This window comes from Aureimonas sp. AU12 (genome assembly GCF_001463705.1).
Taxonomy (GTDB): domain Bacteria; phylum Pseudomonadota; class Alphaproteobacteria; order Rhizobiales; family Rhizobiaceae; genus Aureimonas.
Window position 1 is genome coordinate 98,874 of the sequence record NZ_BBWH01000024.1, and the last position, 15,714, is coordinate 114,587.

Consider the following 15,714-nt stretch of genomic DNA (forward strand, 5'->3'; position numbering starts at 1 on the left):
TAAGGATATGAGACGAATGCAGACGTTCGAAAATGCCGGCGCCGGCGACATCGTGCTGGCGATGGCCGAGCGGATCGTCGAGAACCGCGCTTATCTCTCCGAGATCGACGGCAAGATCGGCGACGGCGACCACGGCGTGAACATGGCCAAGGGCTTCGGCATGGCGGCCGACCGGCTGCGCGGCACGGATGCGGCGCTTGGGGCTGCGATGGCGACGCTGGGCGATGTCCTGATGAGCGAGATCGGCGGCTCGATGGGGCCGCTCTACGGGATGATGTTCACAGAGTTCGCCGAGGTGCTGGAGGGCGTCGAGGCGATCGACGCGGCGACGCTCAGTGCCATGCTGCACAAGGGCCTCGAAGGCATCCAGTCGGTGGGCGACGCCAAGGTCGGCGACAAGACGCTGATCGACTGCCTCGTACCGGCGGTGGAGGCCTTCGACGCCGCCCATGCCGGCGGCAAGTCTTTCGCCGAAGCGCTGGATGCGATGGCATCGGCGGCGGAAACGGGGCGCGATTCCACGATCGATCTCGTCGCCAAGGTCGGCCGCTCGGCCCGTCTCGGCGAGCGCTCGCGCGGCGTGCTCGATGCCGGCGCCACCTCCTGCGCCCTCATCCTCACGGTGCTGGCTTCGGGCGCCAAGGCCAAGCTGACGGACGGCTGAGAGGACCGCCGGGATCCCGGCCGACGCACGCATTCCGGGCACGTCCCGCGAACTTCGGTTCGCCGGGCGTGCTCCATGTCTTCGTCGTGTTCGCAGTGTCCGACGACGGTGTGTCCGCTTCGTCGGGACAGGCTCTAGCGTTCCTCGGCCAGAGCCCGGTGCATCGCCTCAAGGCTGTGCGTCACCTGCCGGTACCAGTCGACGTCCGGCCGCTGCATCGCGCTGAGGCGGGGCGGCGCGGCGGCGAACTGCGGGGCGGCGTTGCGCGCTTCGACTTCGCGCACGATGTCGTTGAGGCGGGCCGTCACGTCGGCGACGCGCTGCAGGTTGATGTCCTCGAACATGGCGCGGTTCCTCCCGGGGTCTGGAGGGGAGGCTAGGCCCGCAAGCTGGCGCCGGGCTGCCCGCCGCCGATGCGCCTTACATCTGGCGCTCTTCGAGCCGCTCGCGCAGCGTGTCGCCGAAGAGGCGCAGCGCCGACTTCACCTCCGCGAGGTGGCGTTCCTCGCCTTCGAACCCGGCGCGCGAGGCGCGGTCCACCGATGCCGCGATGCCGCCGACCTCTTCCTCGGCTTCCTTGGGAAACAGGCCGCGCTGCGTTGCGCGCTCGGCATAGAGGGCCTTCAGGAGCTGGTCCTGCGCCTGCAACTGGCTCTGCAGCTTCATGATCGCGCCGGCCATGACCTTCAGCGTGTCGTCGGTGCTCGCCATGGATCGGTCTTTCGGGTTGTGGGGTGCGGGCCTGCCGCGGGGGCGCGGCCTGGCCATGGTCGTCGGTCGGTCGGCTCAGTTGCCGAAGCCTTCGCTCCAGGCGCGCCAGTCGGCACTGCCGGGGCGGTAGGGGTTGTCCTTGCGCGAACGCTGGCGATCGCGTGCATCGCGGCCTTCGTGGCGCACGAGGTCGTTCCGGGTCAAGGGCGAACGGGTTTGGAGCGAACGGGTCTGCGACATCGGTGTCTTTCCTTTCTGCGTTGATCGGGCGGTCGGACTAGACCTTGAGCAAGCCGAGATCAAGGCAGACCAGCGCAGGGCTGCCTTGCCGCCGGCGGGCGTCACCCTAGTATCCGCCCTCCGAAATCCTCGCCGACAGGTGACTGAAGGCCCCGCCTCGCATGATCTTCTTCACCGGCGACACCCATTTCGGCGATCCGCGCATCCTGCGTCTCGATCGCCGCCCCTTCCAAGATCTCGCCGCCCACGACGCAGCTTTGATCGAGCGCTGGAACCATCGGGTGGGCGAAGGCGACGAGGTCTGGCACCTCGGCGATTTCGCAAGGGGAACGGCCGAGGTCAAGCAGGCGCTTTTTGCCCGCCTCAACGGCGACAAGCATCTCATCACCGGCAACAACGACGACGAGGCGACGCTTCGGCTGGGCTGGGCGAGTGTCCAGGCCTATGCCGAACTCGACGTGGAGGGGCGGCGGTTGGTGCTCTGCCACTATCCGTTCCGCACCTGGAACGGCATGGGCAAGGGCGCGCTCAACATTCACGGCCACTCCCATGGCAAGCTGAAGCCGCTGCCGCGCCAGTACGATGTCGGCATCGACGTCTTTCCGCAGGGGCCGGCGACGCTGACCGAGATCCTCGCCTCCCGCCGGCGGGGTGCGAAGCCCGGGGCCGCACTGATCGAAGCCTGAACGCCCAAACCCATCCGCAAGCCGCGCTTGCATCCGCAAGCGGGGGGTGCGCAGCCTTGGGCGGGTTCGCCGTGCCGTGCCTGACGTCCTGCCGGAGTGCCGCCTCATGTCGATCCGCAATCTCGACGCCCTCTTCGCCCCGCAGTCGATCGCGCTGATCGGCGCGAGCAACCGCGCGGGATCGGTGGGGTCGGTGCTGGCGCGCAATCTCTTCGGCTCGGGCTTTGCCGGGCCGGTGATGCCGGTGAACCCGCACGAGGGCGCGATCCGCTCCGCCGTCAGCTACCGCTCCGTCGCCGACCTGCCGATGACGCCCGATCTCGCCGTCATCGCGACGCCCGCCGCCGGAGTGCCCGCCGTGGTGGCGGAACTCGGCGCACGCGGCTGCCGAGCGGCGGTGGTGATCTCGGCGGGCTTTGGCGAGGGGACGCTGCGCCAGGAGCTTCTCGACGCCGCGCGCCCGACGCTGCTGCGCATCCTCGGGCCGAACTGCATCGGCGTGATCTCGCCGCGCACCGGCGTCAACGCCTCCTTCGCGCATCTGACGCCGAAGGCCGGCGATCTCGCCTTCGTCTCGCAGTCCGGCGCCATCGCGACCGCCGTCCTCGACTGGGCGGACGTGCGCGAGATCGGCTTCTCGCACGTCGTCTCGGTCGGCGACATGAGCGACGTCGATATCGGCGACCTCCTCGATTATCTCGCGGTGGACGCCAAGACGCGGGCGATCCTCCTCTATGTCGAAAGCATCACCAACGCCCGCAAGTTCATGACGGCGGCGCGTATCGCCGCGCGTACCAAGCCGGTGGTGGTGATCAAGGCCGGACGCTCGGAGGGCGGGGCGAAGGCCGCGGCCTCGCACACCGGGGCGCTCGCGGGCTCCGACGAAGTCTACGACGCCGCGTTTCGGCGGGCCGGCATGCTGCGCGTGCGCTCGCTGCGCGATCTCTTCGCCGCCGTCGCGACCCTGGCTTCCGGTCTGCGCCCGAAGGGAGACCGGCTGGCGATCCTGACCAACGGGGGCGGCGCCGGCGTCATCGCCGCCGATACGCTCGCCGACACCGGCGGGCGGCTGGCGCAGCTGTCGGAGGCGACGCTCCAGCGGCTCGACGCGCTGCTGCCGCATGCCTGGTCGCACGCCAACCCCGTCGACATTCTCGGCGACGCGCCGGGCGCCCTCTATGCCGAGACATTGCGGGCTCTGCTCGAGGATCCCAATCAGGACGCCGTGCTGGTGATGAACTGCCCGCATGCGGTGGCCGATGGCATGGACGCCGCGCAGGCGACGGTCGGCGTGACGCTGCCCGGCCGCAAGGCGCCGATCCTCACCTGCTGGCTCGGCGAGCGCGCGGCGCGCGACTCGCGCCGGCTCTTCGCCTCCAAGGCGATCCCGACCTATGCGACCCCCGACGAATCCGTGCGCGGCTTCATGCAACTCGTCGAGTATCGCCGCAATCAGGATCTCCTGATGCAGACGCCGCCGGCCATCGCCCCGGCCTCGGTGGATCTTGCGGCGGCGCGCGCGGCGGTCGCGAAAGTGCTCGGCGAGGGCCGGTCGGTGATGACCGAGCCCGAGGCCAAGGGGCTGCTCGCGGCCTACGGCATTCCCGTGGTACGCACCGAGATCGCGGCGACACCGCAGGAGGCCGCGCGCACGGCCGAGGCGCTCGGCTTTCCCGTGGCGCTGAAGATCCTGTCGGGCGACATCACCCACAAGTCCGACGTCGGCGGCGTTCGGCTCGAGCTCGACAGCGCCGCCATGGTCGAGGAGGCCGCCCATCACATGCTGAAGCTCGTGGTCGAGCGCCGGCCGGACGCGGCGATCGACGGGTTCACGGTACAGCGGATGATCGGGCGGCCGCGGGCCCACGAGCTGATCGTCGGCGTCAAGACCGATGCGATCTTCGGGCCGGTCCTGCTCGTCGGACAGGGCGGGACCGCGGTGGAGGTGATCGCCGACCGGGCGGTCGGCCTGCCGCCGCTGAACGGGCTGTTGGCCAGAGAGATGATCGGCCGCACCAAGGTTTCGCGCCTGCTCGGTGGCTATCGCGACCGGCCGGCCGCCGACATCGACGCCGTCGCCTCGACGCTGGTCACGCTGTCGCAGATGATCGCCGACATCGACGAGATCACCGAGATCGACATCAACCCGCTTCTGGCCGACGAGACCGGCGTCGTGGCGCTCGACGCGCGCGTCGTGCTGGCGCCGGCCACCGGTCGGCATCGCTCGCGCTTCGCCATCCAGCCCTATCCCGGCGAACTGGAGGAGACCGTGACGACGCGCGGCGGCACGCCCTTTCGCCTGCGCCCGATCCGCCCGGAGGATGAGCCCGGCCTCGTCGACATGCTCAACCGCTGCGACCCCGAGGACATCCGCCTGCGCTTCTTCGCGCCGATGAAGAACATCGGCCATGCCTTCGCAGCGCGCCTGACCCAGATCGACTATTCGCGCGAGATGGCCTTCGTGGCGGGCGAGGCCGGCGGCGTCACCGGCGAGATCCTCGGCGTCGCCCGCCTGATCTCCGATCCCGACGAGGAGGTGGCGGAGTTCGGCATCATGGTGCGCTCCGACCAGAAGGGGCGAGGCCTCGGCTACCTGCTGATGGGCGCGATCCTGCGCCATGCCGCGCGGCGCGGACTTCGCACCGTCTACGGCGAGGTGCTGGCCGAGAACACGTCGATGCTGGCCATGGCCGGCGCGCTCGGCTTCGCTCAGCGCATCCACGAGGACGACATCGCGCTGCGCCGGGTGGAGATCGACGTCGCGTCGGCTGCCGCGGCGTCCGCATGGGGCGGGCAACCGGCGGTCTGAGGCGAGGGGGGCGGGGGCCGCAAAGCTCCAGTGGCGGGAGAACCCCCAGCCTCGGCGCTCAGCCCTCCTCGATCGGGGCGGCGATGGCGGCGAGGACGCTCTCGCGCGGCAAGCCGAGATGGCGAGCGAGCGCCCCCGCTGCATCCTCCTCGTCGCCCGCCCGCAGGGCGTCGCCGAACAGGGCGAGGCCATCGTGGGTGTGGAGCGCCGACACGACCAGCGTTTCGTGTCGGCAGTCGCCGAGCCCAGCGTCGAATGCGGCGCGAAGGGATGAGCGCCGGTCAGTGTCTCGGAGTGCTCGTGCAAGGCTCGAACCCGTCCCGCGCGAAAGCGTCGAATCCCGATCCGCGCGCAAGGCGACGACGCGCGGGCCGGCGGGCTCGGCGAGAAGCCGGCCGAGCGCCGTCGCAAGCGCTTCCTCGCTGTCCCGGTGGCGCGAGGCTCCCGGCGTCCGCGCCGCCAGCACGCGAGCGGCTTGCCGGCCGGGCGAGGGCGCGAGGAGGGCGGCGAGGCGCCTGGGCGGCAGGAGATGCAGGCTTTGCGGGCAGCACAAGGCTGCGCCGACCCCGAGGCCGGCCGGCATCGCCCTGCCGATGCCGAGGAGGCGATGCGGCCAAAGCGATGCGGGATCGGCCATCCCGGCCAGTCGCGCCAGCCATCCCAGTGGCAGGGCATCGGCGCGCAGGACGACCAGGCGGGGATCGCGTCGAGCTTCGCCCGCCGCGCGGGCGTTGCTTCCCAGAGCCGGCAAGACGGCGGCCGCCGCGCCCCCGGCGAGGAACCCGCGGCGGGTCAGGGACGGCATGGCGCATACGCCCGGATGGCCGCTGACAAGCGGGCCCTCCTCATGCCGCGCCGACCTCGATCCAATACGACACGAGGCGGGCGCGATCGGCGGAGGGGCCGACGAGGAGTTCGTAGGCGCCGTGCTCGATCGCGGGGCGCAGCGCCGCGTCGAGGAAGCGCAGCGCCTCCACCGGCAGGACCAGCGTCAGCCGTCCCGTCTCGCCCGACGCTAAAGCCAGCTTGCCGAAGCCCTTCATCTCCAGCCGGGCGCGGCTGACCCGCGACACCGGCTTGCGTACGAAAAGGAACACCGTCTCCTCTCCCGCCAGCGGCCCCTCGTTCGTCAGCTCGATTGTGACGGTCAGCATGTCGCCCTCGCGCGCGTCGGCCGGTTCGGCGACGACGGCGCCAAGGCGAAAGCGCCCGTAGGTCAGGCCGTGACCGAACGGGTAGAGCGGCGCGGTCGGCCCGTCGATGTACTTGCTGGTATAGTGTTCGGCCGAGGCGGGTCGGCCGGTCGGGCGCTCGGCGTAGAAGAGCGGCACTTGCCCGACCGTGCGGGGCCAGGAGACGGGCAGGCGCCCCGTCGGCGAGCGGCGTCCGGTGAGAATGTCGGCGACCGCGTTGCCAGCCTCGTGGCCGAGGAACCAGGTCATCAGGAGCGCGTCGGCGCGCTCCGCCAGCCAGGGCACGCAGAGCGGACGCCCGGCCGACAGCAGCACGATCATGGGCTTGCCGAGCGCCAGCACGGCCTCGGCGAAGCGGCGCTGGATGCCCGGAAGGTCGAGATCGGAGCGGCTGGCGGCCTCGCCGCTCATGTCGCGGCTTTCGCCGAGGCACAGGAGAACCACGTCGGACCCCGCGCAGAGATCGAGGGCTGCCGCAATCCCGCTCTCGTCGCCGTCGCGGATGCCGACGCCGGGGCTGAGGCGGATGTCGCAGTCCGGCCGCGCGAGCGCCAGCCCCTCGAAGAAGGAGACGGCGCTCGCGCTGTCCCCCGCGCCCGACCAGCAGCCGAGCATCTCGGCGCGTGCATCCGCCAGTGGACCGACCATGGCGATGCGCTGCGGGCGCGCGTCCAGCGGGAGCACGTCGCCGCGATGCTCGAGCAGCACGATCGAGCGCACGGCGGCTTCGCGCGCCAGTTCGCGCAGGGCATCCGGCGAGGGCGTGCCCGGCTGCGGCCGATCGGCGGCATGCGGGGTCTCGAACAGGCCGAGCCGCTCCTTCAGCGCGAGGACCCGGCGAACCGAGCGCTCGATCTCGGGCAGCGAGACGAGACCCCGATCCAGCGCCTCGGGCAGGCCGTCGCGGTAGCAATGGCTCATCATGTCGATGTCGACGCCGGCCCGGAGCGCTAGTGCGGCGGCCTCCGCCGGATCGGCGGCGACGCCGTGCACGACGAGTTCGGCGACGGCGTTGTAGTCGCTGATCACCACGCCCTCGAAGCCGGCCTCGCCGCGCAGCCAGCCGCCGATCAGCCGCTCGTCGGCCGTCAGCGGAACGCCCGCGAGGTCGGAGAAGGCGGGCATGACGGCGGCGACGCCCGCATCGACGGCGGCGACGAAGGGCGGCAGGTAGGTCTCGCGCAACGTGCGCTCCGAGAGATCGGTGGAGGCATAGTCGCGCCCGGCATTGGCGGCGCCATAGGCGACGAAATGCTTGGCGGTGGCCGCAACGGACCCGGCCTCATGCAGGTCTTCGCCCTGGAAGCCGCGGATCTTGGCCTCGCCGAAGAGCGAGGCGAGGAGCGGATCCTCGCCCGGGCTCTCGGCGATGCGGCCCCAACGCGGGTCGCGCGCGATGTCGATCATCGGCGCGAAGGTCAGCTTGACGCCGTCGGCCGCGGCTTGCGCCGCGCTGGCGCGTGCCGTCTCCTCCCAGAGGTCGGGATCGAAAGCGGCGGCCTCACCGATCGGCAGGGGAAACACGGTGCGGTGGCCATGGACGGCGTCGAAGCCGAGAAGCAGCGGGATGGCGAGGCGCGATTCCTCCACCGCGACGCGCTGGATCCGGCGCGTCGCCTCCGGCCCGTAGACGTTGAGGAGGCTGCCGGCGCGCCCGGTTCGCACGTCGCCGGTCGTGTCACCGCCCAGCACCGGGCCGGTAACGGAGAAGCCGGCGGCAAGCATCGAGAGCTGCCCGATCTTCTCCTCCAGCGTCATCTCCGCCAGAAGCCGGTCGATGCGGTTCATGCGGTGCGATCCTGCGACGCCAGTTGTTCCAATGTCGCCCGGTCCGGCGCCCCGTCGAAGTGGCGCCGCAGCGCCTCGGCGAATAGGGGTTCGCCCGGTGCGGCCTCGGCGAAGAGCGTCATCGAGGAGCGGAACTTGGCGTCATCAGGCGATCCGAAGATCTGCTGGGCGCTACGGTCCTTCGCGCCGAGAACGAGCGCGGTGCAGTCCCGCAGGCGGGCGCCGAGCACGGGGTCGGCGAGATAGGCTCGCGCCTCCGCCAGCGAGCGAAGAGCGTAGCGGCGCGAGGTCGCGCTGAACCCGAGGCCCGCGATCTGCGGGAAGACGAACCACATCCAGTGGCTGCGCTTGTCCCCGGCCCCCAGCTCTGCCGTGACGGCTGCGAAGATCGGATCCTGCGCGGCGCGAAAGCGCTGGAGATCGTGGGGGTCGCTCATCGCTGGTTTCCCTCTCGCCGTGGATGGCGGCGAGGCTTCGCAGCCAAATCCGGCATCGGCATGTCGCGCGATCCTCAGGCCGGCGCGGCTTGAGCGGGACGCGCGGTGTAGGGAGCCTGCCGCCCGCCATGCCGCACGAAGGGCCGAAGCCAGGGCACGCTGGCCGCCAGCGCGCATGTCGCGACGCAGGCGATCGCGACGAGAAGGCCGCGTAGATAGGGTGAAAAGCCTGCATCGAGCGGTGGCAGGATCCCGCGTGCCTCCCAGGATAGCGAGATCTCGATGAACAGGAGGTGCATGCAGTAGATGCCGAGGCTGTAGGGGCCGAGGCGCGCCAGCCAGCGAGCCGGACGCGAGGCCGGCAGGTTCAGCATCACCAGAAAGAAGCCGACGCCGAAGGGAAGCGTGCCGAGAAGCTGATCGTGCTCGAACCGCAGGCCGTACCGGTCCATCGTGAGGATCTCGGCCGTGTGAAGCGCGGCGCCCGCAGCCATGAGCGCGACCGACGCGGCGAGGCCCGGCCGCTGGGGCGCCCGCGCGATCCACCAGCCGGCGGCGAGGAACGGGAAGGCGAAGAACGGCCCGTTGCGCATGTTCCAGACGAAGCGGCCGCTGCCCGTCAGCGCGTCGTGATAGGCGCCGAAGACGAGCGCCAGCACGTAGAGCCCTGTGGCAACGGCAAGGACGGTGCGCGGCCCTGCGCCCCGGTCGAGCAGCACGAGGAAGAGTGCCAGCGAGACGGCGAGCGAGGGCAGGAACCAGAGATGATGGGCCGGCCCGCCCTGGACAATCAGCTTGACGAGGAAGATCGGGTCGAGAAAGGCCGAGGCCGGCGGTTCGAACCAGGCGAGATAGATCGCCAGCCAGAGCGCGAAGGGCAGGAGCAGGCGCTGCGCGAGGCGCACCAGCGACATCGCGAGCGGCGCGTCGGGGCGCCTGAGGAAAAAGCCGGAGACGAGGAAGAAGAAGGGCACTGCGAAGCGCGCGCCGATGTCGTAGGCGGTGGTGCCGACGATCCCCGTTTGCGCATGCCCGAAGACCACGGTCAGGACGGCGATGGCGCGCCCGACATCGAGGCCGATGGAGCGATCAGTGGACATCGGGCATGGCGCGTTGGGGCCTCGGGCGGCGGTGGCCCTCGTCTCGGCCGGAAGGCGGCGTCGCGGGCGGCCGGATCCGCGATGCGCGGACCATCGCAAGGCGTCGCATCCCGCGTCCAGCGGAGATGCGATTGTCGGTAAAGACCCGGGTCGGCGCTTCGCCACGCGGCGGACGCGCGCCGTCAGGTGATCAGGCGCGCGGGAAGGCGACCAGACGACGAGAATCGGCATCCCAGAGGGCGAGGCCAATGCAGCGCAGGCTCTCGCCCAGCGAGAGGCGCGAGATCGAGCCGAGCAGCGGTTCGGCGTCGAGGCAGGCCTGCAGCCGGTAGTTCGGGATGCGGCTGTTGAGGTGATGGATGTGGTGCAGGCCGATATTGCCCGTGAACCACTGCAGCACCTTCGGCAGGACGTAGTAGGACGAACCGCCGAGCGCCGCCTGCTGCAGGTTCCATTCCTCGGACTCGTCCCAGTGCGTGTGCTCGAACTGATGCTGCACGAAGAAGAGCCAGCCGCCGGTCCACGAGGCGACGAGCGCTGCCGGCAGGATCGCGGCGAGGACGGCGAACGGCCCGACGAGCAGGGCCAGCGATCCGTAGACCGCGAGCAGCGCCAGATTGAGGCCCATGATCGAACGCCAGGCTTCCGAGGCCGGCAGGGCCTGCCCGAAGGGCGAGCGCTGGAACAGCACGAAATAGAGCGGCGGGCCGACGACGTGCAGCACGAGGGGATGGCGGTAGAAGCGGTAACGCCAGCGCTCAAGGCTCGACATCGCCGTGTATTCGGCGACCGTCAGCGTGTCGACGTCGCCGATGCCGCGACGGCCGAGATCGCCCGCGCTGGCATGGTGCAGCGTGTGCGAGCGGCTCCAGTAGCCGTAGGGGGTGAGCGTCAGCAGGCTGAGGCCGCGGCCGGTCGCCTGGTTGGCGCGGCGCGAGGTGAAGAAGGAGTTGTGGCCACAATCGTGCTGGATGCCGAACAGGCGCACGAGCAGGCCGCCGGCCGGCAGGCCGAGCGCCAGCAGCCAGTAGTTTCCGGCCGTGACGCCCCAGAGCATCAGGCCGGCGCAGACGAGGAAGGGCAGGAGCGTCGTGACGAGCTGCATCGCCGCCGTCCGATTGTCGGCCTCGCGGTACGCCATGCAGTGACGGGCCAACCGCCGGACGGTCGCCTCGTCGAGCTCGTCATCGGACGGGGCGAGGGCGGCAGGCATGGGCGTGGCGAGCAAGGACGGTCCGACTCTTCGAGTGGCGTGCGGGGACAATCGCGGCGGAAGGCCGGGCGCATGGGGGCGCCTCGCGCGCGTGGTGCGCCGATATCCCGGCATCCTATGGCAGACCGGGCGTGCGAAGTCATGGTCACAGTTTCGTATGAGACAAATGACCCATGATCGAGCGGCGGATCGGCGCCCGAACGCTCGATCAGCAAGGCGTGTCTTCTCCCCGCCGTCATGCCGGGCGATGCTGGAGAACGATCGCCGAGCTGCGGCGAACAGGGCAGAACACGAGGGAGACCGGCGATGCGCGAACCGACCATCACGCAGGACATGATCGATGCCTACGACGAATACACCCACCTGACGCTCGACCGCCGCGGCTTCATGACGAAGTTGACGGGGCTCGCGGGTTCGGCTGCCGCCGCCGCGGCGATCGCGCCGCTGCTGGCGGCCTCCGGCGCTGCGGCCGCGGTGGTCGCCAAGGACGATCCGTCGATCGTGGTGTCGCAGGCCGCCTTCGACGTCGACGGCACGGCGATGACCGGCCAGTTGGCGCGCCCGGCGGGCGATGCCGCGGTCGCAGGCGGCGTCCTCGTGATCCACGAGAACCGCGGCCTCAACGCCCATATCGCCGATGTCGGCCGGCGGTTCGCCAAGGCCGGCTTCGTGTCGCTGGCGCCCGATTTTCTCTCGGCGGATGGCGGAACGCCGACGGACGAGGACAAGGCGCGCGAGATGATCGGCCGGCTCGATGCTGCCCGCACGACCGCGCTGGCGGTGGGCGCGGCGAAGTGGCTGGGCGAGCAACGCGGGGTCGGCGGCCGGGTGAGCGCCGTCGGCTTCTGCTGGGGCGGCGGTCTGGTGAACGATCTGGCGGTGGCCGATCCCGATCTGAAGGCCGGCGTCGCCTATTACGGACGCCAGCCCAAGGCCGCCGACGTGCCCCGCATCCGGGCCGCCGTGATGCTGCACTATGCCGGGCTCGACGAGCGCATCAATGCCGGCATCCCCGCCTATCGCGAGGCGCTGGAGGCCGCGAAGGTCGAGCATGAGATCTTCGTCTACGAGGGTGTCAACCACGCTTTCAACAACGACACGTCGGCCGCCCGATACGACAAGGCGGCCGCCGATCTCGCCTTCGACCGGACGCTGGCGTTCCTGCGCGCGAAACTCGCCTGACGCGGGCGGCGATGCGGGCCGGGCTCCGGCGCCGGGGTCAGCCCGCCTTTGCCTCGGCGAGCGCGATGTGGATCTGTACGAGGCGCTTGCCGCCGTGCTTGCCGACATCCAGCGCGCCGTCGGCCTTGCGCAGCAGCGTCAGCGGGTCGGTTCCGTCGGTCGGCGCGAAGGCGACGCCGATCGTCGCGCCGACCTGCAGCACCAATCCGTCCGGCAGGGCGATCGGCCGGCGCACCGCTGCGATCATCCGCTCGTCGACGCGGCGGGCCTCGCGCGGGTCCTCGCTGCTGGCGAGGATCCCCGCGAACTCGTCGCCGCCGAGCCGCGCCAGCAGCGAGCCGGGCCCTGCGGCATCGCCAAGCCGGCCCGCGGCCTGCCGCAGCACGTCGTCGCCGGCAGCATGCCCGTGGCGATCGTTCACAGCCTTGAAGCCGTCGAGGTCGAGATAGAGGACGGCAAAGCCTGCGCCGCCCTCGCCGAGCGCCAGGATCGCGGCGTCGAGGCGCGCGATGAGCTGGAATTCGAGGCTCTTTTTGACGGGATGTAGAGACCCCGGCCACGGCGGCACCGGGTTCGCGACGGCTTGGCAGCTTATGGACGCGCCTGCGACGCTGCGCTGCAACGCTTCCTCAATCGGCATCGGATAGGGATCGTGCGGCTCGGCATGCCATGCCGCCGTCCATCCGACGCCAGAGAAGAGTTGCCGATGTCCGTGGCTGCCGCCATTGCCGTGTCCGTGCCGGCCGAGATCGAGACCGCCGAGCCTGGGCGCGAGGATCGTCCTGCCTCGGCCAGCGCCACGCCGGCGACCGACACCCCGACGCGCCGGATCCTCGCCGCGCTCGCGCGTCATCGCGGCCGTCTCACGGCGGCGGCGACGCTTCTCGTAATCGCCTTCCTCGGCAAGGCGGCGCTCGACGTCGCCGCCGATGTCGAGGCCGGCGCCGCCATCGTGGCGTTTTCCGCGACCTCGCGCAGTGCCGTCGCCGCGGCGGTCGCCTTCACAGCGCTGAGCTTCGCCGCGCTCGCGGTGTACGATCTCTCGGCGCTCGCTCATGTCGGCCGCCGCCTGCCGGTCGGCGAGGTCCTGCGGACCTCGTTCTGCGCCTATGCGGTGGGCAACACGGCGGGCTTTGCGGCACTGAGCGGGGGCGCTGTGCGCTACCGTGCCTACAGCCGCCTCGGCCTGCCGCCGGAAGAGATCGCGGCGATCGTCGCCTTCGTGGCGGTGGCCTTCGGGCTGGGGCTCGCCTCGGTCGCCGCGGCCGCGCTCCTCGTCGCCCCGACGCCGGTCGCGGCCGCGATGGGCCTCGATCCGCTCGCCAGCCGGCTCGTCGCCGCCGCGGTGCTCGGCCTCTTGGCGCTGGCGCTCGTCTCGGGTGCGCGCCGCTGGAGCGTCGCCGGCTTCTCCTTCGCGGCGCCCTCGCGCACGCTGATGCTGCGCCAGGTCGCGGCCACCGCCGTCGATGTCGCCTTCGCGGCCGGCGCCCTCTACGTGCTGCTGCCCGAGACGCCGCTCGGCTTTGCCGGTTTCTTCGCCGCCTTTGCGGTGGCCACCGGCCTCGGCGTCCTCAGCAACATTCCTGCCGGCCTCGGCGTCTTCGAGGCGGTGATCGTCGCCGCGCTCGGCCCCGTGAGCGATCTCGAGACGGTGCTGGCGGCGCTCGTCGTCTACCGCCTCGTCTATCACGGCCTGCCGCTGGCGATCGCGATCCTGCTCCTGACCGAGGCCGAGGTGTCTCGCGGCCTCGACCGGATCGCGGCGATGCGCCTGATCGGCTCGCGCGAGGCTGCCACCGCGCGCCTCGCCGCCGGACTGTCCGGCATTGCCGGGCTGGTGCTTCTGCTGCCGGCGGCAAGCCTCCTGATGCACGGTGCCTCCCTGTCGTCGGACTCGATGGCGAGCGCCGCGACCGGCCTCGCGCTCGTTGCCAGTGCGCGAGGCCTCGGCCGCCGTCTGGCGCGGGCGTGGTGGTGCGCGGCCGCGGCGGTTCTCGCGGGGCTCGCGCTGTCGCTTGCGCCCGAAGGCAGCATGCGCTGGGCGGAGGCTGCGGCCTGCCTGACGCTCGCGGCGGTGCTCCTGCCGCAGCGCCGGATCTTCGCGCGAGCGAGCCGCCGGATCGGCGCGGTTCCGGCCGTCATCCTTCTGGGTGCCATCCTCGTCGCGATCGTCGTGGCTGCTCCGGCAGGGGTGGCCGGACTGCGCCCGATCGGCGGCCTCTGGCTGCCGACGCCCGGCGTGCTCTCGTCGGCCGGTGCGCTCCTCATCGGCGCCGCGCTGGCGACGGCGCTGGCTCTCCTGCTGCGGCCCGCCGCGTCGCCGGAGGTATCGGGCAACGGCGATGCGGCGCTCGGCGAGGCGCTGCGCATCGTCGAGGCGCAAGGAGCGGGCGACGCGCAACTCGTGCGCATGGGCGACAAGAGCGTGCTCCTCTCCGACGACGGCTCGGCCTTCATCATGTATGCGCGCCGGGGCCGCTCCCTCATCGCGCTCTTCGATCCCGTGGGCGATCCCGCCGCCTGGCCCGGCCTCGTCTGGCGTTTCATCGAGACGGCGAAGGCCGCCGGATGCCGCCCGGTCTTCTATCAGGTCTCGCCGGCACTTCTCGCGACCTGCGCCGATGTCGGCCTTCGCGCCTTCAAGCTCGGCGAGCAGGCGCTCGTCGACCTCGTCGCCTTCAATATGTCGGGTGGCAAGTGGGCAAGCCTTCGCCGCGCCACCAACCGCGCCGAGCGCGACGGGCTGGCCTTCGAGGTGATCCCGCCCGAAGCGGTGGCTGCGCTCATGCCGGAGCTCGCCGCCGTCTCCGACACCTGGCTCGCCCATCACAATGTGCGCGAGAAGAGCTTCTCGCTCGGCAGCTTCGATCCCGCCTATCTCGCCGCCCAGCCGGTCGCCGTCCTGCGCCTCGAGGGGCGGATCGTCGCCTTCGCCTCGCTCCTGATCACCGATCGCCGCGAGAGCGCCTTTATCGATCTGATGCGCTTCGTGCCCGGCATTCATCGCGGCACGATGGATCTCCTCTTCGTGAAGATCATCGAGCACCTGAAGAGCGAGGGCTACCACACCCTCAATCTCGGCATGGCACCGCTGGCGCGCATGGCCGACCGGGCCGATGCGCCGCTCTGGAACCGCGCAGGCCGAGCGGTCTTCGAGTTCGGCGAACGGCTCTACAACTTCAAGGGCCTCCTGGCCTTCAAGTCGAAGTTCGAGCCGGACTGGCAGCCGCGCTATCTCGCGGTGTCCGGGGGGCTGAACCCGTATCTGGCGATGATGGACGTCGCGATCCTCATCGGCGGCGGCCTGCGCGGCGTCTTCCGCAAGTAGTGTCCGCCCCGGTGCGCGACCCGGGGGCGCGGCGATAGGGATCGCTCCCGCGGGATTGCAAATCGCGGCCGGGCCTGCGATGGCCGAAGGACAACCACGAGCGGAGTCTGACGTGGAGCACCCGGTCGACCCGATCATGACGATCCTGCAACTGGTGGAGGAAGAGAACGACGGCGATCGCATCGCCCGGCGTTTCTTTGAGATCCACCCCGAGGTCGACCGCTCCGGCTTCCTCGAAGCCTGCCACGTCGCACTCGACATCATCGGCCTCAAGCCGCAGCAATTGCATTAAACGCCGGAACCGGACACCCGGGGCCGATCAACGGACGCTGCCGAAGCGAGGGCCGGGCGTCGGCGACCTGC

15 protein-coding genes are annotated in these 15,714 nt (G+C 70.9%); 6 read left to right on the forward strand and 9 right to left on the reverse strand.

Going from position 1 to position 15,714, the window contains the following annotated elements; genetic code table 11:
- The first annotated feature begins 16 nt into the window (after positions 1 to 16).
- Positions 17 to 664, forward strand: coding sequence for a dihydroxyacetone kinase subunit DhaL (gene dhaL / locus AUL33_RS09810; protein WP_062207060.1), 648 nt, complete (start codon positions 17 to 19; stop codon positions 662 to 664).
- Positions 665 to 798: 134 nt separating this feature from the next.
- Here dhaL and AUL33_RS09815 read toward each other — a convergent pair whose 3' ends face one another.
- The 3 genes from AUL33_RS09815 to AUL33_RS22130 form a co-directional block, all read right to left on the reverse strand.
- Positions 799 to 1,008 (reverse strand): hypothetical protein, encoded by a 210-nt coding sequence (locus AUL33_RS09815; RefSeq protein ID WP_062207061.1) that lies wholly within the window; start codon positions 1,006 to 1,008, stop codon positions 799 to 801.
- A gap of 76 nt (positions 1,009 to 1,084) precedes the next feature.
- A complete protein-coding gene (locus AUL33_RS09820) occupies positions 1,085 to 1,375 on the reverse strand; it encodes a hypothetical protein (RefSeq protein ID WP_062207064.1) in 291 nt (96 codons plus the stop codon).
- A 75-nt stretch (positions 1,376 to 1,450) separates the two neighbouring features.
- The gene (locus tag AUL33_RS22130) at positions 1,451 to 1,615 is read right to left on the reverse strand and encodes a hypothetical protein (RefSeq protein WP_156419347.1); all 165 of its coding nucleotides are present in this window, start codon (positions 1,613 to 1,615) and stop codon (positions 1,451 to 1,453) included.
- 161 nt (positions 1,616 to 1,776) lie between these two features.
- On the opposite strand from AUL33_RS22130, the gene AUL33_RS09825 reads away from it, so the two are divergent.
- Both AUL33_RS09825 and AUL33_RS09830 read left to right on the forward strand, forming a co-directional pair.
- Positions 1,777 to 2,301, forward strand: coding sequence for a metallophosphoesterase family protein (locus tag AUL33_RS09825; RefSeq protein WP_062207066.1), 525 nt, complete (start codon positions 1,777 to 1,779; stop codon positions 2,299 to 2,301).
- Positions 2,302 to 2,377: 76 nt separating this feature from the next.
- Positions 2,378 to 5,110, forward strand: coding sequence for a bifunctional acetate--CoA ligase family protein/GNAT family N-acetyltransferase (locus AUL33_RS09830; protein WP_244492097.1), 2,733 nt, complete (start codon positions 2,378 to 2,380; stop codon positions 5,108 to 5,110).
- 58 nt (positions 5,111 to 5,168) lie between these two features.
- Here AUL33_RS09830 and AUL33_RS09835 read toward each other — a convergent pair whose 3' ends face one another.
- From AUL33_RS09835 to AUL33_RS09855, 5 genes are all read right to left on the reverse strand, one after another.
- A complete protein-coding gene (locus AUL33_RS09835; RefSeq protein WP_062207070.1) occupies positions 5,169 to 5,915 on the reverse strand; it encodes a hypothetical protein in 747 nt (248 codons plus the stop codon).
- 40 nt (positions 5,916 to 5,955) lie between these two features.
- Complete coding sequence (locus tag AUL33_RS09840) at positions 5,956 to 8,091, reverse strand: glycoside hydrolase family 3 N-terminal domain-containing protein (protein ID WP_062207072.1); 2,136 nt, start codon at positions 8,089 to 8,091, stop codon at positions 5,956 to 5,958.
- A complete protein-coding gene (locus AUL33_RS09845) occupies positions 8,088 to 8,528 on the reverse strand; it encodes a DUF1810 domain-containing protein (protein ID WP_062207074.1) in 441 nt (146 codons plus the stop codon). The genes AUL33_RS09840 and AUL33_RS09845 overlap by 4 nt, the downstream gene beginning before the upstream one ends.
- A gap of 74 nt (positions 8,529 to 8,602) precedes the next feature.
- Positions 8,603 to 9,628, reverse strand: a complete 1,026-nt coding sequence (locus tag AUL33_RS09850) for an acyltransferase (RefSeq protein ID WP_062207076.1) — start codon at positions 9,626 to 9,628, stop codon at positions 8,603 to 8,605.
- A gap of 190 nt (positions 9,629 to 9,818) precedes the next feature.
- A complete protein-coding gene (locus AUL33_RS09855) occupies positions 9,819 to 10,856 on the reverse strand; it encodes a fatty acid desaturase (RefSeq protein WP_062207079.1) in 1,038 nt (345 codons plus the stop codon).
- Between the two features lie 291 nt (positions 10,857 to 11,147).
- Here AUL33_RS09855 and AUL33_RS09860 point away from each other — a divergent pair, with 291 nt between their 5' ends.
- Positions 11,148 to 12,023, forward strand: a complete 876-nt coding sequence (locus AUL33_RS09860) for a dienelactone hydrolase family protein (RefSeq protein WP_062207081.1) — start codon at positions 11,148 to 11,150, stop codon at positions 12,021 to 12,023.
- Positions 12,024 to 12,060: 37 nt separating this feature from the next.
- On the opposite strand, the gene AUL33_RS09865 is transcribed toward AUL33_RS09860, so the two are convergent.
- Positions 12,061 to 12,663 (reverse strand): GGDEF domain-containing protein, encoded by a 603-nt coding sequence (locus tag AUL33_RS09865; protein WP_062207083.1) that lies wholly within the window; start codon positions 12,661 to 12,663, stop codon positions 12,061 to 12,063.
- Positions 12,664 to 12,729: 66 nt separating this feature from the next.
- Between AUL33_RS09865 and mprF the strand changes: the two genes are divergently transcribed.
- Positions 12,730 to 15,351, forward strand: a complete 2,622-nt coding sequence (gene mprF / locus AUL33_RS09870) for a bifunctional lysylphosphatidylglycerol flippase/synthetase MprF (protein ID WP_062207085.1) — start codon at positions 12,730 to 12,732, stop codon at positions 15,349 to 15,351.
- A gap of 79 nt (positions 15,352 to 15,430) precedes the next feature.
- Positions 15,431 to 15,643, forward strand: coding sequence for a hypothetical protein (locus AUL33_RS09875; protein WP_156419348.1), 213 nt, complete (start codon positions 15,431 to 15,433; stop codon positions 15,641 to 15,643).
- Positions 15,644 to 15,714: the final 71 nt, after the last annotated feature.